We start from the raw sequence: 22,871 nt of genomic DNA, 5'->3' as shown, positions 1-22,871 counted from the left end.
CACAATCATGAGCAGCTCTTTATTGCTCTCCAATATTCATATTGTGACAAAGACTGAAATGATTGCAAACGGTTTTGTCGGTTTACGCGACGGCAAGATTGACTATATTTCAACATCACCACCGACAGGAAATTATGAAAAAGTATATATTTCCCGGGAAAACTTTTATTTACTTCCCGGAATGATTGATATTCACATCCATGGCGGATATGGAGCAGACATGATGGATGCGACATCAGAAGCCATGAATACACTCGCTGACTACTTACCGTCAGAAGGAACGACAAGTTTTTTAGCAACAACCATCACTCAAAACCATCATGAGATTGAGCAAGCACTTAAAAATGTCGCTCAGTGGAAACATTATAATGAAGAACAAGCAGGAGTTCAGGCACAATGTTTAGGTATCCATCTTGAAGGTCCTTTTATTTCTAAAGATAAAGCAGGGGCACAGCCTGTTCAATGGATAAAGCAACCCGATCTCCCTCTTTTTGAAAAATGGCTGGATGCTTCTCAACAGCTTATTCGAATTGTCACGTTTGCACCTGAGGAAGACCCTGACTTTGCTTTTCTTTCTCTGTTGCAAGAAAAAAACATCATTCCTTCTATTGGACATACGAATGCCCATCATGACATGATTGAATTAGCAGCTAATCATGGTGCACGCCATGTCACGCATCTTTATAATGCACTGAGTTCATTTCAGCATCGTGAACCAAACGCTGTTGGGGCTGCTCTTACGAACGAGAATCTTCATACTGAGCTGATTACAGATGGGATTCACTCCCATCCACTTTCCATCAAGCTTGCATATTTGGCAAAAGGAAGTGATCGTTTGATCATGATTACAGATTCGATGCGCGCAAAAGGACTCGGGAATGGGACGTACGAATTTGGCGGTCAAACAGTCACAGTCAGCGGCGAAAAAGCATTACTCTCAGATGGTACACTTGCAGGATCGATCCTGAGAATGAAAGATGGCGTCAAACGGATGAAACAGATTACACATTGTGAATGGACAGAGATAGCGAAGATGACCTCAACCAATGCAGCCATTCAGCTAGGACTTGACCAGCAGCTCGGTTCTATCGAAGTTGGAAAACAAGCAGACCTTGTGATTTGGGATCAATCTGGCGAACTAATGATGACGATCTGCCGTGGACAAATCGTCTTTGAGAAAAAGGAGGCCAACCACTAATGAAGATCATCGAATTTGAAGATAAAGAACAATTAGGAAAAGAAGCAGCAGCCCTTATCGCACGCACAATCGCTTCTAAACCAGATGCAGTACTTGGCCTAGCAACGGGCGGTACACCTCTTGATACATATCAAGAGTTAATTCACCTTCATCAAGCACACCAATTGTCTTTCAAACAAACAAAAACAGTCAACTTAGATGAATATGCAGGACTTGATCCAGATCATGAAAATAGTTATATGACCTACATGAAACGTCATTTATTTGATCATATTGATCTCCCTCAGGATCAGTATTTCCTTCCAAATGGCGCTGCACCTGATTTAGAAAAAGAATGCTTAAGATATGATCAGCTCATTCAAGATATAGGCGGCATCGACCTTCAGCTTCTTGGAATCGGTCAAAATGGACATATCGGTTTTAACGAGCCCGGTACCCCATTTAACTCAAAGACTCATGTCGTGCAACTAGATGAAAACACCCGGGAGGCCAATGCAAGATACTTTTCTTCTATTGATAAGGTGCCTACACATGCCATTACCATGGGCATTGCAAGCATTCTTTCAAGTAAAAAGATTCTCCTTCTTGCATCAGGAAAATCAAAAGCGAAAGTGATACAATATTTAGAACAGACTGAGATACATCCAGACTTCCCAGCATCTGCTCTGAAACTTCATGAAGATGTGACAATTTTGATTGATCGAGAAGCTGGTTCACTACGCTAAAGCTAAACACGAGAGGATTTTCACATGTTTATTGATAAGCAGTCACCTATTCCGATGTACCATCAGATTATGGAGAACTTGAAAAAACAGATTGAGGATGGAACATTAGCACCTGATACACTCATTCCTTCTGAAAGAGAATATGCCGAACGCTTTGATATAAGTCGAATGACTGTCAGACAAGCCTTATCGAACCTTGTGAACGAAGGATATTTGTATCGACAAAAAGGAAAAGGCACCTTTGTTAGCCGAAAAAAGTTTGAACAGCCGCTTCAAGGCTTAACAAGCTTTACAGAGGATATGCGCCAGCGTGGGCTTAAAGCTTCAAGCCAGCTGATTGACTTCAAAAAAACCGTATGTCCAGAGCACTTACTGCCTGTCTTACAACTGTCAAATAGCGATGCTATCTTTGAACTCAAACGGATACGCCTTGCAAATGATGAACCGATGGCGATTGAAACGAGCTATATCCCTGAAGCATTTGCAGGAGATTTAACAAAGGAACATTTAACTGGCTCTATATATGAATATATAGAGACTCAAACAGGCCTTGCAATTGCTCATGCAAAACAAGAGCTTGAAGCGAATGTAGCTTCAAAGGAAGAAGCACACGTGCTGTCTATTTCAACAGGCGATCCCGTGCTCTCAATCGCAAGAACGACTTATTTTCAGAATGACATTCCGTTTGAGTATGTTCTCTCCGTGTATAGAGGGGATCGTTACAAGCTCATTCATACAATGGAAAGATAAACAGTGCCCTCATAAAAGGAGGAGCACTGTTTTTTATTTCCTAAGAAATGTTGCTTCACGATCATCTTTTGTATGAATTTTCCATATAGGCGAAATTGCTTTTCCTTGAAAACGATCTTTTGCTACAGTGTACCAATAATAGTCTTCATTTGGCCTTAAGCCTTTCCACTCAAAGCTTGCTTTTTTGCCGCTTTTTACACCGCGTGCCTCTCCTATCAGGACATTTGTGTAGACATTAAGTTCAAAATAATTGGTTTTAACAGATTTCATTTTCGGCGTCAAATCCACATCAATTGAAAATTCATCCTGATCTCCATACGTTTTAGGATCATAGAAATGCTCTTGATTCATATAAGGTGAGTACGTCGTAAAATGAAGCTGGTTTTTTTCTTGATCGGCTGTTATCAGCCTCATAAACCCTTGTCCACCTTCAGGTCCTGACTGATAATCAGCGAGTATTTGATATACTTTCCGGTCTACTTTGCCATCCTGGTCATCGTCAAGCTCATCTACTTTCCTGCTTGCTCCGTGATAATGGCCGCTAAATACTGCCACAATATTGGGATGGCGTTTCACCACCTGATGGAAGATGAGGTCGCCAATCGGGCTGCGGTTGCCACTCACCAACAAATACTCATGGAAATTTAAAATGACGATGCGATCTGGATGCTCAGAAATCACAAGGTTTAACCAATCAATTTCATCTTGCTTAATCCCCCAGCCCATGTATACCATCATATAATCATTGCCACCGGCAGAGATGAGATCATAATGACCTCGATTGTTTTGATAGGATTCACCATAGTAAGGTTTATTTGCAAAGCGTTTCTCCCCGAAATATTTCCCATATTCCGCATATAAGCCGTCCTTATGTCGAACATCATGATTTCCTGCTAAAACACCGTAAGGAATCTGATGCTCATCTAACACACGCATAAACGTATCGGCACGATGCCATTGTTTATCCTTTGAATCATCCACAATGTCACCTGTATGGAACACATATTGAATGTTTAACTTCTCCCTCTGGTCTCGGATCCACTCGACCATTTGTTTAAAGATATGAGGATAGCTCTTTGCATAATATTGTGTGTCAGACATCCAAACCATCTTATATGGCTTTTGCGCTTTGCTGATTTCATCCTGTACAAGCAAATCAAACGTATGATTCTTCATGTACTGTCTTACTGACAGCAGTCCTTTCAGGTAAAATTCTTTTTGATCTTTAGCAAAATGATGAGTGATTTTATCCCACTTTTCTTGCTGATGATTCCATGCATACATGGTCACCTTTCTCCCTGACAATGAACTCCCTTTCCACATCGCTTCGACGACATCCTTTTCACGTACATCTTGATGAACCTTGATTTGAAAACGATGATAGGGAAAACGATGTAAATCCTTCGTTTCAACTGACTTACCATCAGCAAATGCAATGCGATTCCTTTCTTGATTAGAAAAGATCATTTCTCCTTTTTCGTTAAAGCTTTTTGGCGGTTCTGTCTCCGCTGCATATTTCAAAATCTTCATTGATGGATGCAGCGATGTATATTGGTAGGCACGGTAAAAGGAGTAATCCAGCTTATCATTCGTTGGATCCTTGGTGAGCACAGTTTGCTTAGACGATTTCATTTTCGTCTTATCTGCTACTCGTTCTGGTGTCTCAGGGTGTTCATGTACCGTTTTGAATTCTTTTTTCAACGTCGACATGTTCCCTGCGGCATCTTTTGCTTTAATTGTCAATGTGTGCTCACCCGGGTTTAATTCGCTAGAGGACGTCTGATATGGCAAGGAAATTGGCTTGCCATTTACATATGCCTTCATCTCCTCTATGTCACTCCAACGATCCGTAACCTTTGCTTTTAACGTAAAGGCACCTTTATATGGATCCTTTGTTTGAACGTTGGTCTTGATTTTCGGACCTGTGTTATCGACATTCACATGTACAGATGCATGCTCGTCTGAGGTTTTGGCCTCAATCAAATGTGGCCCCTCTTTCAGCCTTCTTGTGTCCCACTTCATATAGGTTGAAACATAAGCTTCTTTTGGAATTTCAAATTGAAATATTCTTACCTTTTTGGCGTTACCGCTGTCTCCCATTTTCCATTCTTTTTGCGGCTTTGCATTGATTGGAGGAATTTGTGTTCCATTCGACAGGATCATCCGGACGTTTTTTAATTCAAAATCATCGTGATTCTCTCCAGGCAGCCGATCTACTGGAGAAGACTTCGTTCCAGCATGGAAGGAGATCGTTTGGGGACCTGCTTTTTTCATCTCTGCTTCTGGTATTGGCATTGTATAGGTACGATACACTTTTGTCGAATCATCAAAAATAGAAAGTAAGTGCTTACCTATGGACACACCATTTTTAAAATATAAATTTGTCCCTTTGACATCAAATGCGATATATGGATCTGCTTCAAGGACAGAAAATACTTGCTGATTCCGCTTTCCATCTATCAATAATTCAATGCTTTTTTTCCGATCAGACGTTGCCTTTAATGGAAATAATCCTGAAACCGTATCTCCTTCTTCTACATTGAATCGAAGGCCGTGGGCTTTGCTAACCTGCTCCACATCAATCATTTTTTTCATCGTCATTGCTGTATTTTCGCCGTCTGACGCTTCAAGCTGATATTCCAATTGTTCTTTACCAATCAACTCGGGTGAGTAAATAATATGATGAAATAACCGGTCGTTATGATCTTTTTGAAGCAGTATTTCCTTGAAATCATCTTTCCGATTTGTTCGATAGCGAAGCTTGACGGTTTTGACGGCCTGATCATCCTGTACATCCGCTTTAATCTCTATGCTTTCAGTTGGTTTCACTGGTTTCCTCACTGTCATATCTTCAATCACAGGTTTATGGATATCTTGAGAAATTTCTTTTTTCTCAGATGGAATTTGTGCTTTTAGCACTTTTCCAGGCGTAGGCTCTTCTTCAATTTTCGAGATCAGCTTCATTTGCGAAGTACCGTCCATTGGATATTTAAACAGCAAAGATTTATGCTCACTAAACCATGATGGCTTCAAACGAAATGCTGCTGAAGAAATCTCCTCCCCTATATTTGTTGTGATTGAAACAAGACGAGATTTAGAGTTGGACAGCCCTTTGCTCTCGATGACAGATACATGCTCTCTCTCTTTTAATTGACTTTTGTACATGGCATTGAAGTCCGCTACAGTTAAATGCTCCTGCCCTTTTTTCCTCAGCCAGAAAACATAAGGTTTTCCAGGTGAAATGGTGACTGGATTTGCGTGAAAGGAATACACATCATCCATTTCAGTTCCTTGTGCAGGATTGCGGTAGCGAAGTTGATAATGTTTAAGAGAGATTGGCTCATGTGTCGTGTTATACACCTCGATAAATTCAAAGGCATCTTTGCCTTTGCGATTCTTTGAATTGACAACAATTTCCGAGATGACTAAGTCCGGAATGCGAGAAAGATCCTCTTCAAATCCATTTAAGTGGACAGAATGTTCTGCCGTTTTGATCACGGACTTTTGCGTAAGAAACTCTGTATAGTAACGAACGGTTGAATTCCATAATTGATCTGGCGGAATTTTCGCTGTAAATTCTGGCTTCATACCTGGTAACCGTTCCATTGGGATCAAACGGTACCCTAGTTCATCACTTTGTTTATAGTACAAGTTCGCAGACAAAATTTGTTCCGGATCCGTAATAGACGCACGAAACTGGAGATCACGGCTTTTTTCCCCTAGAACTGGACGGACATCCACATGAAATCGATCAAAGATAAAAGGAGAAAAAGGCTTGTCCGGTATATTGACTTGTGTTTGAATAAAAGGCCCTGCTGAAGCAGGCTGATTGAAACAAAAAAGAATGATAAAAAAACATAAAAGCATGATTTGTCTGCTCACGTTCACCATCGTGCACCGCCTCCTTCGGATATTGTGTCTCCTGAAGGAAGTTTTTATGACAGATGAAACGGAGAAACGATACAAAATGGTACAAAAAAACCGTTAGCTTTTTTTCGCTAACGGCTCCACAATTCCTTTTTGTATCAACAGATGGAAAATGGATAAAATGACAGCCATCCAAATGGCCGTTCCAAACCCATCAATGTTAAAACTATCACCCATAAAGCTCGATGTCATCATCAATGTGATGGCATTAATCACAAACAAGAACAATCCTAGTGAAAGGACGGTTACTGGAAGCGTTAAAATGATCAAAAACGGCTTCACTAAAATATTGAGCAAGGATAAAATGATACTTGCGACAATGGCTGCCCCAAACCCTTCAATATATACGCTTCCGAGCCCTGGCAGAATGCCTGAATCAAAATATCCAGCAATGACGATTAAAAGTAATGCATTTACTAAAATACTGACGATCCATCTAAGCATTTAGTTAGTGCCTTCTTCCGGAACAACAAAATACCAGATGAAGTAGACCAGGAAGATAGGCATAAATGCTGTCAAAAATCCGATGATGACCGTTAAAATGCGAAGCAGGGATGCATCGACACTTAAGTATTCGGCAAGTCCACCAACAACACCCGCTATTTTTTTATCTGTTGCTGAACGATAAAGCTTCTTCATGTAGAATCACTCCTTGTCTGATTGGTGCTTTACTTGAATTGAACCTGTTTTTGTTTCTGCAAAAATGGATATACTGTTCACTGCCTGTTGATTGGCTTTGATCATTTTCTCTTTTTGTAATGTTTCATTTTTCTCTTTAATCATCTCTGCATCAAGCAAATCATGAGAAATAGACCCAAGATTGCTTTTCAGTTCAGCGGTCACTGCACACGTACGCGGGATCTGGACGTCCACACTGCCTGTTGTCGTTTTCGCATAAATGGAACGGCACTTTTCATCCGACAGCTGAACAGCAATGTTTCCGTTAAAGCTTTGGGCATCAATTGATTCACTTTTCCCGCGCAGGTCAATGAGCCCATTGATGGTTTCTACTTCAATCATACCACACTCGTGATCCGCCAGTTTAATTTGTCCGTTTGCTGTTTCAATTCCGACCTTTTCTGCCTGTAACGAGGCAAAAGAGACAACACCATTGGTGGTTTTCGCAGCAAGTTCTTTTGTCTTTAGCTTTTCCCCGCGAATCGGACCATTAAACAGTTTAACCTTGATTTTATCGTATTGGATACGAGGTACATATAAAGTGACATTGACTTTCATCGTCTTCTTTTCGGTCCGTATAAAAAATTTATCCCCTTCCAGGCCGCAGTCCAATTGATTGAGAAATTGCTGTCTTGCCTGCTCTCCGTCCTCTGCACGGTAGATTTTCGCATGGCACTCTGCACGAATATCCCCATCGTCCCAAGGCATCACATTGAGACTGCCGTTCGCCAATTGAATATCTAAATGAGAGAGCGTGGCGTCTTTAAACTGAAAAATGTGCTCAACGTCGACCGACTGTCCAAAGTTTAAATCAAGATCTACGTCTTTCACCTTTTTCACCGCAGAATCTAACCAGCCAAACAGCTTTGCACCAAGATTTTCAGTACCAGTTCCTTTGCTCTCTGTGCCAGCTTTTTCTTCATGAAAGGTGTGATCAGCTATAGACTTTTCTAATGAAACAGACTGACTTTCTTCTAGTTTTTCAAGCAGCGTAATCGCTTCTTTTGCCGATAATGTCCCGTCTTCTACTAATTTTAAAATGCGTTCTTTTTCATTCATACAAAGCCCTCCTACGATTTGATGGATTGAAGTACTTTAATACCTTGAATGATATTCCAAATGACAGAGATCAAAAAGCCAATGGCGACTAAAAAAGACAAGATGAGCATCGTGATCACTGGAATAAGTGAGTCACTTGCCTGTGTCGCCAATAAAAATGGGATAGATCCAAAAACCAGTATCACGCACGCTGCGACTGGCAAAAGGTGTGACCACAATGCCCGCATCGCGTGCCGTTTCGTTTCCTTTTGATCAACTACAAAATATGCCACGATCGGTACAATAAACGGCATAAAAAATACACTAAAATAACAAATAGATGCAATGATCGACTGATCTCTATTCATATATTCGCTCCTTCATGATGAAAATTCCTTTTTAACTCATACGTTTATTGCGTATCAAAAGTTTCAAAATCATTCGAATTACATATGACCTTAGACACAAATTATATCTTTTTGCACCTAAGTATAGATTCTTCACGGATTACCCTTTAAAATATGTTGAAAAGATGGTGATTATCATTATAGGGGGTAATTATTTTGACAGATCATCATAATACTAACCACACGGCTCAAACGCTTTTAGACCTTATACAGAAACAGAAAAGCATGAACAGCGATATGATCAGGGAGCTTGAGACCATTCATCCGTCTCATCCAAAGTATGGTGATATCCGTTATTTAAAAGTACTGCTCGACAGCAGCAGCACCCATATTTTAAAGGATTTAACGCAACTCAGTCATTTAATGCCGAAGGAAGATGCGCAATAAAAGAAAAACCCCTCTTAACGAGGGTTTTTTTATGATGACGTTACACTTTCTGTTTCTTTGACCAACTGTTTCATTCGTTCACGGTCTCGTTCTAAAATAGGCTTCAAGTATTGACCAGTGTAAGAAGCTTCTTCTTTTGCAATCTGCTCAGGAGTCCCAGAGGCAATGATCGTTCCACCGCCTGCACCGCCCTCTGGTCCGAGATCAACGAGGTAATCAGCAGCCTTGATAATATCAAGGTTATGCTCAATCACTAGCACCGTATCTCCGTTTTCGACCAAACGCTGAAGCACTTTTAATAAACGGGCAATATCATCCACATGCAGACCTGTTGTCGGCTCGTCTAAAATATAAAGAGACCTTCCGTTTGAACGGCGGTGAAGCTCAGATGCTAATTTCACACGCTGCGCCTCTCCCCCGGACAATGTCGTCGCAGGCTGTCCAAGTGTAATGTATCCTAGCCCAACATCAAAAATCGTTTGAAGTTTCCGCTTAATTTTCGGGATATTCTCGAAAAATTGGAGTGCGTCCTCCACAGTCATTTCAAGGACATCGGCAATGTTTTTCCCTTTATATGTGACCTCAAGTGTCTCGCGGTTATAACGTTTCCCGTGGCACACCTCACAAGGCACATACACATCAGGTAAAAAGTGCATTTCGATTTTAATAATGCCATCTCCACGACACGCCTCACAGCGTCCGCCTTTGACGTTAAAGCTGAATCTGCCTTTTTTATAGCCTCGTACCTTTGCTTCATTGGTTTGTGCAAACACATCCCGCACATCATCAAATACGCCTGTATACGTAGCTGGATTGGATCTCGGCGTACGGCCGATTGGAGATTGATCAATATCAATCACCTTATCTAAGTGATCCATTCCTTTGATCTCTTTGTGCTGTCCTGGCTTCGCCTTCGCTCTGTGCAGTTTTTGCGCAAGTGATTTTAATAGAATTTCATTCACAAGCGTACTTTTCCCTGAGCCGGACACACCGGTCACAGCTGTAAAGACGCCTAGAGGAAACTTCGCATTGACGTTTTTCAGGTTGTTTTCTTTTGCACCTTTGATCTCAATGTAGCGGCCGTCAGGCTTTCTTCTTTCGATCGGCAGCGGAATAAATTTCTCACCCGATAAATATTGTCCTGTTAAAGATTTCTTGTCCTTCATGACTTCTTCCGGCGTCCCAGCTGAAATCACTTCTCCTCCATGAACTCCTGCTCCAGGTCCAATATCAATCAAATAATCAGCGGCCAGCATCGTATCCTCATCATGCTCTACGACAATGAGGGTGTTCCCGATGTCACGCATGTTTTTCAATGTCCCGATCAACCGGTCATTGTCACGCTGATGCAGACCAATGGATGGTTCATCTAATATATAAAGAACACCTGTCAGCCTTGACCCGATTTGAGTCGCCAGACGAATCCGCTGCGCCTCTCCGCCGGATAGTGTGCCCGCTGACCGGCTCAATGTGAGGTAATCTAATCCCACATTATTTAAGAAAGACAATCGTTCTTTGATTTCACGTAAAATGAGCTGGGCAATCTGCAAATCTTTCTCAGACAACTCGATTTCACCATATAAATCAAGGGCATCAGAGACAGACAAATCAGTGATTTCTCCGATATGTTTGCCATTGATCAGAACCGCAAGCGTTTCTTTTTTCAGACGATATCCTTTACATGTCGGACATGGCTGATTGGCCATATATTTTTCCATTTGCTCACGAATATAATCAGAGCTGGTTTCCTTATAGCGTCTCTCAATGTTACGAAGAACGCCTTCAAATTCAATTTCATTTTCACGTACCTGACCAAAATCATTTTCATATTTAAAATAAATCCGTTCAGAGCCGCTGCCATATAAAATTTTATCGAATAAATGCGACGGTATATCCTCCACTGGAATGTCCATGTCGATGCCGTAATGTGTACATACTGCCTCAAGAAGCTGAGGATAGTATTGTGAGCTTTGCGGCTCCCATGGGGCAATAGCATGCTGTCGTAACGTCAAATCCTTATTAGGAATGACGAGCTCAGGGTCAACTTCTAGTTTAGAGCCAAGCCCATCACAGCTCGGGCAGGCACCGAAAGGACTATTAAATGAAAACATTCTCGGCTCAAGCTCACCAATAGAGAATCCGCAGTGCGGACAAGCATGATGTTCACTGAATAACAGCTCTTCTTGTCCAATCACGTCAATCATCACACGGCCTTCACCTAGTCGCAGCGCCGTTTCAAGGGAGTCAGACAGCCGAGCCGCAACGCCTTCCTTCACCACGATTCGGTCAATCACGACTTCAATGGAATGCTTCTTGTTCTTTTCAAGCTCGATCTCTTCTGACAGATCTTCCATCTCTCCGTCGACTCTTACTCGAACATAGCCCTGCTTTCGAATTTGATCAAGTACTTTGACATGTGTTCCTTTGCGGCCAGATACAACCGGAGCAAGCACTTGCAATTTCGTTCTTTCTGGATATTCTAAAATACGATCTGTCATCTGCTCAATCGTTTGGGACGTAATTTCAATTCCATGTATCGGACAAATAGGTTTCCCGACTCGAGCATACAAGAGACGTAAATAATCATAGATTTCAGTAACGGTTCCAACCGTTGATCTAGGGTTCCGGCTCGTCGTCTTCTGGTCAATACTAATCGCCGGGGAAAGACCTTCAATGGCATCTACATCCGGTTTATCCATTTGACCGAGAAATTGGCGCGCATACGCTGAAAGAGATTCAACGTACCTGCGCTGACCCTCTGCATAAATGGTATCAAAGGCAAGAGACGATTTTCCTGAACCAGATAAACCCGTGATGACCACTAGCTGGTCACGCGGGATATTCACATCAATATTTTTAAGGTTGTGGGCTCTAGCACCTTTCACCTCTATTCGTTCCATAGCCATCAGGCAATCATCCTTCCGCTTTTAGCTCTAGCAATAGATCTCTTAATTCTGCTGCTTTTTCAAAATCAAGCGCTTTTGCTGCATCTTTCATTTCCATCTCGACCTTTTCGATCACTTTTTCTCGTTCTTTTTTGCTCATTTTTGACAGCTTTGGTGCTGCATTTGTTTCATATTCTTCCGATTCCTCATGTATCTTTGTTGCCTTAATGGCATCTCTGATTTTCTTATGGATGGTTTGCGGAGTAATCCCAAATTTCTCATTATACGCCTCTTGCTGCTCTCGTCTGCGCTTCGTTTCTTGAATCGCAATATCCATTGATTTGGTCATTTTATCTGCATACATAATGACCCGGCCTTCTGAATTTCTCGCTGCACGGCCAATCGTCTGGATGAGGGATCTTTCAGAGCGTAAAAAGCCTTCTTTATCCGCATCTAAAATCGTCACGAGCGACACCTCTGGAATATCCAGTCCTTCACGAAGAAGGTTGATTCCCACAAGCACATCATATTTTCCGAGACGTAAATCTCGAATAATCTCAATCCGCTCAAGGGTTTTAATTTCTGAATGCAGATAATTGACCTTGATTCCGATCTCTTTTAAGTAATCTGTGAGATCCTCAGACATTTTCTTCGTCAGCGTAGTCACGAGCACACGCTCATTTTTCTCAATCCGAGCATGAATTTCTCCAATTAAGTCATCAATTTGACCTTCAATCGGACGCACTTCAATGATTGGATCAAGTAAACCTGTTGGACGAATAATTTGTTCCACAACCTCTGGAGTTTTCTCAAGCTCATAAGGACCAGGAGTGGCAGATACATGCACAATATGGTTGATATGCTTTTCAAACTCATCAAAGGTGAGCGGTCTGTTATCAAGTGCTGAAGGCAGACGGAATCCGTGATCAACCAACACTTGCTTTCTTGCTTGGTCCCCGTTGTACATCGCGCGGATTTGCGGGATCGTCACGTGTGACTCATCGACAACAATCATAAAATCATCTGGGAAATAATCAAGCAATGTGTAAGGTGTTGAACCAGGAGGGCGCAAGGTCAGATGCCTTGAGTAGTTCTCGATTCCTGAACAAAAGCCCATTTCTCTCATCATCTCAAGGTCATATCTTGTCCGCTGCTCAAGGCGCTGCGCTTCTAGCAATTTTCCATTATCTCGAAGCTTTTCGAGCTGCTCCTCAAGCTCTTGTTCAATATTAATAATTGCTTTTTCCATTTTTTCTTCTCTTGTGACGAAGTGAGATGCTGGGAAAATAGCCACATGTTCACGATCACCGAGTATTTCTCCAGTCAGTGCATCCACTTCACGAATACGTTCAATTTCATCACCGAAAAACTCCACTCTGATACAATGCTCATCACGTGAAGCAGGAAAAATTTCAACGACGTCTCCTCGTACTCTGAAGGTTCCGCGCTGAAAATCTATATCATTACGAGAATACTGAATGTCCACCAGCTTACGAAGAAGCTGATTGCGTTCAATCTCCATTTCAGTACGTAAAGACAGCACAAGCTCTCGGTATTCCTCTGGCGAACCTAAGCCATAAATACAGGACACACTGGCAATGATGATGACATCTCTCCGCTCAAATAACGAGGAAGTAGCGGAGTGTCTCAGCTTATCAATCTCATCATTGATGCTGGCATCCTTTTCAATAAATGTATCAGTCTGAGGCACATACGCCTCTGGCTGGTAATAATCATAGTAACTCACAAAATATTCGACAGCATTATTCGGAAAGAATTCCTTGAACTCGCTGTATAGCTGACCGGCAAGTGTCTTGTTATGCGCAATGACAAGTGTCGGTTTGTTCACTTCTTTGATCAGGTTGGATACAGTAAAGGTCTTTCCCGTACCTGTAGCACCTAACAGCGTTTGATGCTGTTTCCCCTGATGGATCCCCTCAACAAGCTTTTCAATCGCCTTCGGCTGATCTCCTTGGGGCTGATAGTTAGAAACTAATTCAAAGCGGTCACTCACATCAAAGCCTCCGTTTCGTTACGAAATCTATCTAATGAATATATTATCATAAAAGAACACAAAAATACGAACTAAAGTTCGGCTCTTGCTTGATTTTTATTTCCAATACAGTCATACCCTCTCTTCCATGGCAAATAACCCTCTTACGAAAACCTTCCTTTCAGTATGGAACATTTTGGTGAGAGATATTCGATGAGCAGAAAAAGATCACAAAAAGAAAGCTGCACTCACTAGAATTCGTAAGCACAGCTTAAAAAACGTCACCTTTCGGCCTAGCACGCTCTTGATGATGACATCAATGATGTTTTTCAGCCTTTTCTCTTTTTTCAATTTCTTTTTTAGCCATATATAATGCCCCAGCTACTAAAGAAATTATATCTAATCCCACAATAAAGTAGGTTTCTGTATAGCCCTTCATGTACGAGGCAAATAAAAGCGCTGCTGTTAATGCAATGCCCACATAATGATTATAAGTAACCTTTGAAAATAAAATAACGAGCAGGAAAGGAAAAACAAGTGCAAATATGGCTTTTGTAATCACAAAAACCCTCCCTCTTCTTGGTCTACTTCCTTGATTATAGTAAAGATTGGCATATTGAACAATTCACAGTTTTCAATTTCACCTATTTTTCTTTCTGTTCGGAGACTTTTGTTATAGATATAGAAGGAAATTAGTGAGAATGTCCCCTTTGTAAAGATAGGTCTTTCCGTCTTTGACAGTAACATCCAATACATCCTATGATTAAAATGATAGTGCGCACTATCATTTTAAAAACTATAGAGAGACATACAAATCATTGGCTATTTGGATAAGGGGGCATTCCCATGTATTCAGTTTTATTTCATGCGGCTGAAGAATCCGCAGCACTCGCAGGGGCAAAAGGCCTGAATTTAATTAAATTAAACAATCACGGACTGCCAGTCCCAGATGGATTTATTATCAAAACCAACAGCTTTTCAAGCTTTCTTTCATATCACAACCTGCATCCAACTGAACAAAACCTTGCTAACAAAATCAAAGAAGCATCGTTTCCTTCTCAAATGGAAGCAGAACTCCTTTCGTCCTTTCAATCATTGCGGAAGACTTATCCCTCAGTTGCAGTTCGATCCTCTTCTGTTGCTGAAGATCTCGAAGGCGCCTCATTTGCAGGACAGTACGAGACCTATTTAAATATCAAAACAAATGAAGAATTCTTACAGGCTGTCAAAGAATGCTGGTCTTCTTATTTTGCAGCGAGAGTGACAGAATATAAGGAAGAGATGGATGAAAACGAGGAAGAGATGCCGCTCATGGCTGTTGTCGTTCAAGGATTGATCCATTCTGACGTCTCCGGAGTCATCTTTAGTGAGAATCCCGTATCGGGAAAAACAAATGAAATGATGCTGACAGCAAGCTACGGATTAGGAGAAGCAATCGTCTCCGGGCTTGTGACACCAGACACATTTATTGTAGACAAAGAGACACTTTCTATTGAAAAATCACTTGGAACGAAAGAGCTGCAAATTATTCCTTATCAAGAAGGTGTCATTGAACAGTCAGTAACGGAGGAAATGGCTGGGCAATATTGCCTGAATGATGACGAATTAGTAGAAATCACGCAAATCACCAAACAAGTAGAAGCACTTTATGGACATAGCGTCGATATCGAATTTGGAATAGCAAATGGCACATTTTATTTACTTCAAGCCAGGCCGATTACCGTAGCCCTCTCAAAAGCAGCAGATGAAACAGCGGGTACTTCTTTTCAAATGCAGCCAGATGAGCTGCAGGATTTCTGGATCTCAATGGACGATCATATGCCTGGGCCAACGAGTCCTCTCTTTTCAAGTCTGATCATCCCAGCATTAAAAAGCGGAATGAAGAAAAATGGTGAAAAATATCAAGTACCTGATCTGAATATTAAAAATATCAAGCTTTATAGAGGCCACCTGTACTCAGCACCGTCACTGCCTGAAGCGAGTGCAGAAGCTGCTCCAGTTTTTGATGAGCGCATATTTGAGTTATTTCCGCATTTAAGTGAACGTATGTATGAGATTTTAGAGAAAAATTTCTTTCCCTTTTACGAAAAACTCGATCACCAAATGAAGGAACCTATGACCATTGAAGAAGCCATCATCGGCTTCGAAGAATTAAAGGCTTTTTATATACAAGCCTACGATGATCATTTTGATATTGTCATACCACAAGTTATTCTATCGGCTATGATCGAAGACATGCTTGTGACATATACTGGTGATCAAACACAAGTGGTCCTGCTGCATGAGATGTTGATAGGCGTGATGAACAAATCTCTTGAAACAGACAAGAAGCTTTCTGATTTTGCAAAGAGTGTCCTTCAAGATCCTGAACTTCATCAAGCATTTATGAAGCATGAAAAGAACCCAGAGCTGCTTGATGCACTCAATCACTCGGAAAAAGGCAGACACTTCATTTCGGCATTAGAGGAGTTTCTTCAAGTCTATGGCTGGCGATCTGTTAAAAGTCATGACCTTACGGAAGAAACATGGGTGGAAAACCCTGAGTTTATACTAGATATCATCAGAAACAACATTCAGTCCCAATGTGATTTTGATGAAGAATTTGCACAAGCCGTCATCAAAAGACAAGAGACATATGAACATTTTATGAGCCAAGTGAAGGATGAAGCGTTTAAAACAAAATTTGAGACACTTTATCAATTTGCCCTACAGGCCGCTAATATCCGTGATGATCATCACTTCTACATTGATGCCATGTTAGATGCTAAAGCCAGAGTATATCTATTAAAAATTGGCGAACTTCTTGTACAAAAAGGAGCGATTCCTCATCAAGAAGATCTATGGTATCTCTACGATGAGGAGGTACACACAGCGCTCACAACGTCTACAACATTCGATACGGTCATTGCACAAAGAAAAATCGAAATGAAAGAAAATGAAGACATTCAACCACCAGCTTATATGGGCACCCCAACTGAAGCTGAATTGCAGCAAGTGGAAAAAATGCTCGGTTCATTAAGAGAAAATGAAAATAACACAAACGATATGATCTATGGAATTGGCGCATCTAGCGGTATTGTTTCTGGAAGAGTAAAAGTCATTACATGTGCTGAGGAATTCTCACAATTTCAAAAGGATGATATTTTAGTTTGCAAAACAACCACACCTTTATGGACGAGCTTATTTAGAGATGCAAAAGCAGTCATAACCGATGCTGGAGGCATTTTGTCTCATTCAGCTATTATCGCTAGAGAGTATATGATGCCAGCTGTCCTAGGTACCCGAATAGCGACTGAAACACTTCAATCCGGTGACCTTGTGACAGTAGATGGTAGCAATGGACGCATTCAGATATTAAAACAGCATGCACGTGTCTAACTTTATCGTTTTGGGTCATATTGGCGGTCATAGGTTTTATCGGTATACTTACTTTGTTGCAAACACATTCATAACCTGAGGTGAGTATGCTTGTTAAAATCTACAAATCAACGAATCATTCGCGCAACAATGGATTTATTAACTGAAAAGGGCTATCAAAAAACCACAACCAAAGAAATAGCCACAAAAGCGAATGTCAGTGAAGCGACTATTTTTCGCAACTTTAAAAACAAACGCGGCGTCATTGCTGCCATTATGAAAATGAAATCAACACCGACGAAAACCTTAGAAGCAGAATTTAAAGGCGATTTATACACCGATTTAAAGTTTCTCGGTTCCTATTTCCTTGAAGATTTAACTTCAAAAAAAGAATTTATTTATATCAGCATGCGAGAACCGGCTATGTTTAAAGATTTGACCAGTCATGAAAAAATTTATCCTCAAGAACTAAGGGAAATGCTGATACAATATTTCAAAAAGATGAGTGCTCAGCATCATGTCTTAAAAGGAAAAGAAGACATTTATGCAGACATTTTCATTAGTACGTATTTCGGTTTTTTTATTCAGCAGCTAGAGCAAGACTTTCAACTCGTTTTAACACAAAAAGATGATTTTATTGAGACATACACACACATTTTCATGAGAGGAATTTCTCCCGCTTAAAGGGTGGAATTCTTCTTTTTTACAAAAGGTGGTATACACATTGAGGTTACAAAAAGAGAGCTTGATCATCTATTCTTTGTTACTTGGAGCTATACTAGTTCCAGTCAACTCAACGATGATCGCAGTCGCTCTATCATCCATATCAACTTATTATGATCAATCCATTTCAAACATTACTTGGGTTGTCACAATTTATCTTATTGTCATGGCGGTCACTCAGCCTATCGCTGGTAAGTTAGGAGATATATACGGACACCGCCGCATGTATTTAACCGGAGTAACACTCTTTTTAATCGGCTCGATTGGCTGTGCTTTAGCACCTAATCTAGCATTTCTCATCATCTTTCGATCCATTCAAGCAGCTGGCGGGGCTATTTTAACACCGAATAGCATTGCATTGATTCGTGCAACAGTATCACCCGAAAAACTGTCTAAAACAATGGGTTACTTTGGATTTGGTGCTGGTATTGGTGCCGCACTTGGACCTTTTATTGGATCGATTCTCATTCAGAGTTTTGACTGGCATTCCATATTCTTAGTGAATATCCCATTTCTGTTTCTTACACTTGTCACCGGTATTTTACTCATTCCAAACATAAAGCATACACGCTTACAAGCAAGGGTAGATATCATCGGTTCATTGTATTTAACCATCGGAATTGCCACAATCATTCTATGCACAAAAAGCCAGTTACTAAATGAATATTTAATTTATGGCATTTTAGCATTGATTGTGATTCCTTTATTCTTTAAACATGTACGGAAAGTAAAGAATCCGATCATCGATTTGTCCCTATTTAAAAACAGTTCATTTACAAATGCGAATCTGTCGATCATGCTAAGTAATTTTGTCATGTACGCCATCCTTCTTATTATGCCGCTGTTTATGGAACAACAACTTGCCCTTTCTCATACACAAGGCGGTATGATTTTATCGGTATTTTCGCTTTGTATGTCTCTTAGCGGTTTGCTAGGGGCTAGACTTCATCCGAAAAAAGGCGCGAAAAAAATGATTCGCTTTTCATTTCTCTGCCTCACTTTATCAGGCATCATGTTAATTACACTGAGTCAGTACCCCTCCTTACCACTGCTAATCGTAACACTAATCGCAGGTGGAATTTCATCAGGGATTGGTATGACCAGTATGCAGATGGCTTCTTTAACTGCTGTTGATCAAAGCTTATCTGGTTCGGCATCTGGTATTTTCTCTACCTTTCGATATTTTGGCAGTATCATTTCATCGACATTGATTGGTATCATGAGTGGTTTCCAATCTTTATTTATTGTATTAATGGGCGCAGGAATCCTTGGTTTCCTTTTATCTCAACGCGTCAAAACAAGTTCCACCTCTCCATCATCGGGGCATTCCGCCTAATGACTCCCTGCGCTCTATGTTGATTTAGAGCGGGGGAGTTTTCATCATTTGTATCACTGTAAGCTAGAGCGGGTACAGTAATCAAATATTGAAAATCCTTTTTTAAAGATGAAAAAAAGCCATATGACTAGACAAAAAAGGAACTTTCGATCGAAATTGTCCCCGTTCACCCACCTAAAAGCTGTTTTTCATCTCTTCCAGTACTGATAACTTCGATTTTTTTTCACAATTTTTGTGGTATGCTTTTTGAAAATATAGGACGCAAAGGAGCGGAAGAATGGAACGTGCAAAATATGTTTTGATCTGTTTATCAGCTCTAATATTATTCCTGTCAGGCTGTGGCAAAGACCAGCAATTTAATCCACCTGGCAGCTCTCAATCGATCGCGGTCATCTCTCAATTAAAAAAAGCTTCCTTTTCAATAGTTGATTTACAAAAGAATAAAATGATCTCTTCCGTTGATTTAAAACATCCGCTCACTGACCTTATCCAAATCAACAAAGACGTCATCATTGCAACAAGTAAAGAAGGAGAATCGCTTATCGAAATTAATTTAAAAAAAGGTACAGCAACAGATTATATGGATGTGAATAAAGGGCTGACTTCTCTTACATATGATGCAGCTTCTCACACCTTAATTGCAGCGGATACACAGAAAAATGTCGTTTATTTTATTGATACGCAGCGTAAAAAAATAAAAGCAACTGTGAAGACCGGAAAGTTACCTTCTTCTATGACACTTTCTTCTTCAGGTACTTTATTTGTTTTAAATGCAGAAAGTCATACTGTCTCCGTCATAGATATTGAGAAGCAAAAACATATACGTACGTTCTCTGTACTTGAACGGCCTTCTGGTATTCATTTTGATGGAAAGTCCATTTGGGTCGGTGGACACGGTAAACAAGGTACCTTAAATAAAAGCATTTTTTCTTACGACCCAAAAACAGGTAAAAAGCAGCGAGAAATGAAACTAGGCGTTATGCCCGTTGCATTCTTTTCAGAGAAAAATTCTTCTACTTTATATGTACTTTGTCATGGAGATCATACTCTGTACAAAGTAGATACAGAGACAAATAAGCAGCTTGCTTCTGTTGAAACTGGTCAAAACCCGAATTATATCACCGCTGATACCACATCAATATATGTGAGTAACTTAGATGACAATTCAGTATCAATTATCGATAAACATACATTCATGATGAAAAATCGACTGAATGTCCCATCAGGACCTTATGCTATCGTGTTGGAGGAAAAGAAATGAAAGAACAAATGCATATTTTAATCGTAGACGATGAGTTCGATATGCTTGAGTTAATCGGATCCTTTTTAAAGAGACAAGGCTTTCACATCATCACAGCTAATAATGGAATGGATGCCTTACGTCAGCTTGAAAAAGAACCCGTTGACCTTGTTGTACTGGATATCATGATGCCTGATATGGATGGATTTGAAGTCTGTCAGCGTATTCGGCAAACATCTCAAATCCCCATTTTATTCTTAACAGCTAGAAGTTATGAGGAGGATCGAATTAGAGGTCTAGAAATTGGTGCGGATGACTACATCATGAAGCCTTTCAGTCTACGTGAGCTTGCAGCAAGAATTGAAACAACCTTGAGACGAATTAGAGGTCTTTCGCTAAAGCGCAGCCGAATACAGATTGGTGACATGGAGATTGATCAGGATGGCAGACAAGTCTATATCCATCAGGAGCCCATTAATTTAACTAGAAGAGAATTCGATTTACTCATGTTTCTTTTACTCAATCAAGGCCAAGTGTTTTCACGAGAACAGCTCTATCAAAAATTGTGGGAATCACATTCCACGAGCGGCTCTTTACGAACAGTCGATACACATATCAAAACGCTGCGACTGAAATTAAAGGGAGCGGAACGGCATATTAAAACCGTTTGGGGTGTCGGCTATAAGTTTGAGGAGGAAGAATGAAGCCTTTATCGATTAAAAAGAAAGTGCTCTTCTTAATCCTTGTAGTGACCGGAATCGTTGCTGCCTCAGCTCTTGCCCTTACCTATTACTTATACCAGCACTTATATATTGATAAACAGATCGATTCCTTAAGTTTACAAGGTAAAAAGTTGGCACAAATCTATCATAAACACGGGAAAGATACGTATTTTACCGATAGAATAAAATGGGCAAACGACTCAAGTCAGGCGAACATTATTTTTACAGATGACCCAATGGAGCTTTCAAGTGGTCTTCCTTTTGATACGAACACAAATGATAATCTCATTACGTTCAAGGAACGCCAAAAGCTCCTTCAAGGGGAAACCGTCGTGCTGATTAGAGAACACTCACAGTTTCATCAAGATATTCTTGGCATCGCTATCCCTGTTTTCTCAAGCAAAGATGAGCTATCGGGGACAATTTTTCTATCCATGCCCTTATCGGATGTGTATGAACCCTTTGTCCAAATCAGATTGACACTTGGCATATCCATTTTATTGATCCTGCTCCTGATTTTCTTTATCGGATATAAAAGCTCCAATAAAGTCGTGCGGACAATTAATCAAATGAAAGAAATTGCTATGGAAATGGAATCTGGTGATTTTTCAAAACGTATGGCTGTGACCAAAAACGGAGATGAGTTAAACCAGCTGAGCCGCTCCTTTAACAAACTGTCTTCTACCCTTGAAAAAGTTGAGCAGCACCGCAGGGAATTTCTTGCGAATGTCTCTCACGAACTTCGGACTCCGCTAAGTTATATGAAAGGATATGCTGAAGGAATTGAAGAAGGGATCATTGATCAAAAAAAAGGAATGCACATCATCCAGGATGAGGCCGCACGTTTAAGCCGGCTTGTGCACGATCTTTTAGACCTTGCGCAGCTAGAAGGTGATTCTTATCCACTAACGATGGAGCCAATTGTCTTTGCACAGCTGATTCATGACGTTCTTGATCAAATGGCATTTATCGCTAATCAAAAAGGCATTTATCTGAAACGAACACTTGATGAGGATTGTATTGTGTATGGCGATAGCGATCGGCTGCAACAAGTGGTTCGTAATTTACTGGACAATGCCATTCATTACACTCCCTCTGGAAAATCGATCTCGATTGAATTACTAGTTCACCAGCATATGGCTGAATTGAGAGTGACAGATGAGGGCAACGGCATTCCAAAAGAAGACCTTCCACATGTTTCTGAGCGATTTTACCGAGTAAATAAGGCACGTACGAGAAAAGATGGCGGCTCCGGTCTTGGACTAGCCATTGTCTATCAAATCATGAAAAAACATCATGGCACGTTCGATATTCAATCTGAGCCAGGATGCAGTACGACAGCCATCATTCAGCTGCCAAATACTCCGATCGATGAAGACCTGCCTTTGATATAACAAATTAGATTTTATAGGTAGGGTCATTCGCTTGATCCATATATGTGCATCAGTCGTCTAAATTCGAACAGCTATTTTCAGCCCCTTTTTGATCATCTACTTTTATGCATC

Annotated in this window: 18 protein-coding genes; 10 read left to right on the top strand and 8 right to left on the bottom strand. The window is 40.6% G+C overall.

Translation table 11 applies throughout. From position 1 onward, the window contains the following. The first annotated feature begins 7 nt into the window (after positions 1-7). Genes nagA through C6Y06_RS02795 form a run of 3 tightly spaced genes read left to right on the top strand, consistent with a single transcriptional unit; the run spans position 8 to position 2,673 of the window. Complete coding sequence (gene nagA, locus C6Y06_RS02805) at positions 8-1,198, top strand: N-acetylglucosamine-6-phosphate deacetylase (RefSeq protein WP_066031700.1); 1,191 nt, start codon at positions 8-10, stop codon at positions 1,196-1,198. After that, a complete protein-coding gene (nagB, locus tag C6Y06_RS02800; protein ID WP_066031699.1) occupies positions 1,198-1,923 on the top strand; it encodes a glucosamine-6-phosphate deaminase in 726 nt (241 codons plus the stop codon). Before nagA ends, nagB begins: the two co-directional genes overlap by 1 nt. A gap of 24 nt (positions 1,924-1,947) precedes the next feature. Further along, positions 1,948-2,673, top strand: a complete 726-nt coding sequence (locus C6Y06_RS02795) for a GntR family transcriptional regulator (protein ID WP_066031698.1) — start codon at positions 1,948-1,950, stop codon at positions 2,671-2,673. Between the two features lie 33 nt (positions 2,674-2,706). On the opposite strand, the gene C6Y06_RS02790 is transcribed toward C6Y06_RS02795, so the two are convergent. The 5 genes from C6Y06_RS02790 to C6Y06_RS02770 all read right to left on the bottom strand — a co-directional run bounded on the left by C6Y06_RS02790 (position 2,707) and on the right by C6Y06_RS02770 (position 8,684). Then, entirely contained in the window at positions 2,707-6,564 is a 3,858-nt protein-coding gene (locus C6Y06_RS02790) for a lamin tail domain-containing metallophosphoesterase family protein (RefSeq protein ID WP_106036487.1), read from the bottom strand. A gap of 93 nt (positions 6,565-6,657) precedes the next feature. Further along, a complete protein-coding gene (locus C6Y06_RS02785; protein WP_024423577.1) occupies positions 6,658-7,044 on the bottom strand; it encodes a phage holin family protein in 387 nt (128 codons plus the stop codon). Further along, a complete protein-coding gene (locus tag C6Y06_RS02780; protein WP_060597366.1) occupies positions 7,045-7,239 on the bottom strand; it encodes a PspC domain-containing protein in 195 nt (64 codons plus the stop codon). It lies immediately after the preceding gene. 6 nt (positions 7,240-7,245) lie between these two features. After that, complete coding sequence (locus C6Y06_RS02775) at positions 7,246-8,337, bottom strand: DUF4097 family beta strand repeat-containing protein (RefSeq protein WP_106036486.1); 1,092 nt, start codon at positions 8,335-8,337, stop codon at positions 7,246-7,248. 11 nt (positions 8,338-8,348) lie between these two features. Then, on the bottom strand, positions 8,349-8,684 hold the full coding sequence (locus C6Y06_RS02770; protein ID WP_034660105.1) for a magnetosome magnetite crystal formation protein family: 336 nt from the start codon (positions 8,682-8,684) through the stop codon (positions 8,349-8,351). A gap of 195 nt (positions 8,685-8,879) precedes the next feature. Here C6Y06_RS02770 and C6Y06_RS02765 point away from each other — a divergent pair, with 195 nt between their 5' ends. Then, entirely contained in the window at positions 8,880-9,110 is a 231-nt protein-coding gene (locus C6Y06_RS02765) for a hypothetical protein (RefSeq protein ID WP_034660106.1), read from the top strand. Positions 9,111-9,139: 29 nt separating this feature from the next. Here the strand turns inward: C6Y06_RS02765 and uvrA are convergent, their stop codons facing one another. The 3 genes from uvrA to C6Y06_RS02750 form a co-directional block, all read right to left on the bottom strand. Further along, positions 9,140-12,016 carry an excinuclease ABC subunit UvrA gene (uvrA, locus tag C6Y06_RS02760; RefSeq protein ID WP_106036485.1) on the bottom strand — a complete coding sequence of 959 codons (2,877 nt, stop codon included), beginning with the start codon at positions 12,014-12,016 and terminating at the stop codon, positions 9,140-9,142. Between the two features lie 7 nt (positions 12,017-12,023). Further along, positions 12,024-14,009 (bottom strand): excinuclease ABC subunit UvrB, encoded by a 1,986-nt coding sequence (uvrB, locus tag C6Y06_RS02755; RefSeq protein ID WP_034660110.1) that lies wholly within the window; start codon positions 14,007-14,009, stop codon positions 12,024-12,026. A gap of 295 nt (positions 14,010-14,304) precedes the next feature. Next, the gene (locus C6Y06_RS02750) at positions 14,305-14,550 is read right to left on the bottom strand and encodes a CsbA family protein (protein ID WP_012011392.1); all 246 of its coding nucleotides are present in this window, start codon (positions 14,548-14,550) and stop codon (positions 14,305-14,307) included. 284 nt (positions 14,551-14,834) lie between these two features. Here C6Y06_RS02750 and C6Y06_RS02740 point away from each other — a divergent pair, with 284 nt between their 5' ends. From C6Y06_RS02740 to C6Y06_RS02715, 6 genes are all read left to right on the top strand, one after another. After that, positions 14,835-17,366, top strand: coding sequence for a PEP/pyruvate-binding domain-containing protein (locus tag C6Y06_RS02740; protein WP_106036484.1), 2,532 nt, complete (start codon positions 14,835-14,837; stop codon positions 17,364-17,366). A 90-nt stretch (positions 17,367-17,456) separates the two neighbouring features. Further along, positions 17,457-18,029 carry a TetR/AcrR family transcriptional regulator gene (locus tag C6Y06_RS02735; RefSeq protein ID WP_060597371.1) on the top strand — a complete coding sequence of 191 codons (573 nt, stop codon included), beginning with the start codon at positions 17,457-17,459 and terminating at the stop codon, positions 18,027-18,029. Between the two features lie 40 nt (positions 18,030-18,069). Continuing rightward, positions 18,070-19,404 carry an MFS transporter gene (locus C6Y06_RS02730; protein ID WP_066031692.1) on the top strand — a complete coding sequence of 445 codons (1,335 nt, stop codon included), beginning with the start codon at positions 18,070-18,072 and terminating at the stop codon, positions 19,402-19,404. Between the two features lie 277 nt (positions 19,405-19,681). Continuing rightward, entirely contained in the window at positions 19,682-20,665 is a 984-nt protein-coding gene (locus tag C6Y06_RS02725; RefSeq protein WP_060597373.1) for a YncE family protein, read from the top strand. Further along, positions 20,662-21,348 carry a response regulator transcription factor gene (locus C6Y06_RS02720; RefSeq protein WP_060597374.1) on the top strand — a complete coding sequence of 229 codons (687 nt, stop codon included), beginning with the start codon at positions 20,662-20,664 and terminating at the stop codon, positions 21,346-21,348. Before C6Y06_RS02725 ends, C6Y06_RS02720 begins: the two co-directional genes overlap by 4 nt. After that, the gene (locus C6Y06_RS02715) at positions 21,345-22,760 is read left to right on the top strand and encodes a HAMP domain-containing sensor histidine kinase (RefSeq protein ID WP_060597375.1); all 1,416 of its coding nucleotides are present in this window, start codon (positions 21,345-21,347) and stop codon (positions 22,758-22,760) included. The genes C6Y06_RS02720 and C6Y06_RS02715 overlap by 4 nt, the downstream gene beginning before the upstream one ends. Positions 22,761-22,871: the final 111 nt, after the last annotated feature.

Source organism: Bacillus sp. MZGC1, assembly GCF_002998605.1.
Taxonomy (GTDB): domain Bacteria; phylum Bacillota; class Bacilli; order Bacillales; family Bacillaceae; genus Bacillus.
Note: the sequence above shows the minus strand (reverse complement) of the source record. Positions and strands in the feature narration are given on the sequence as shown.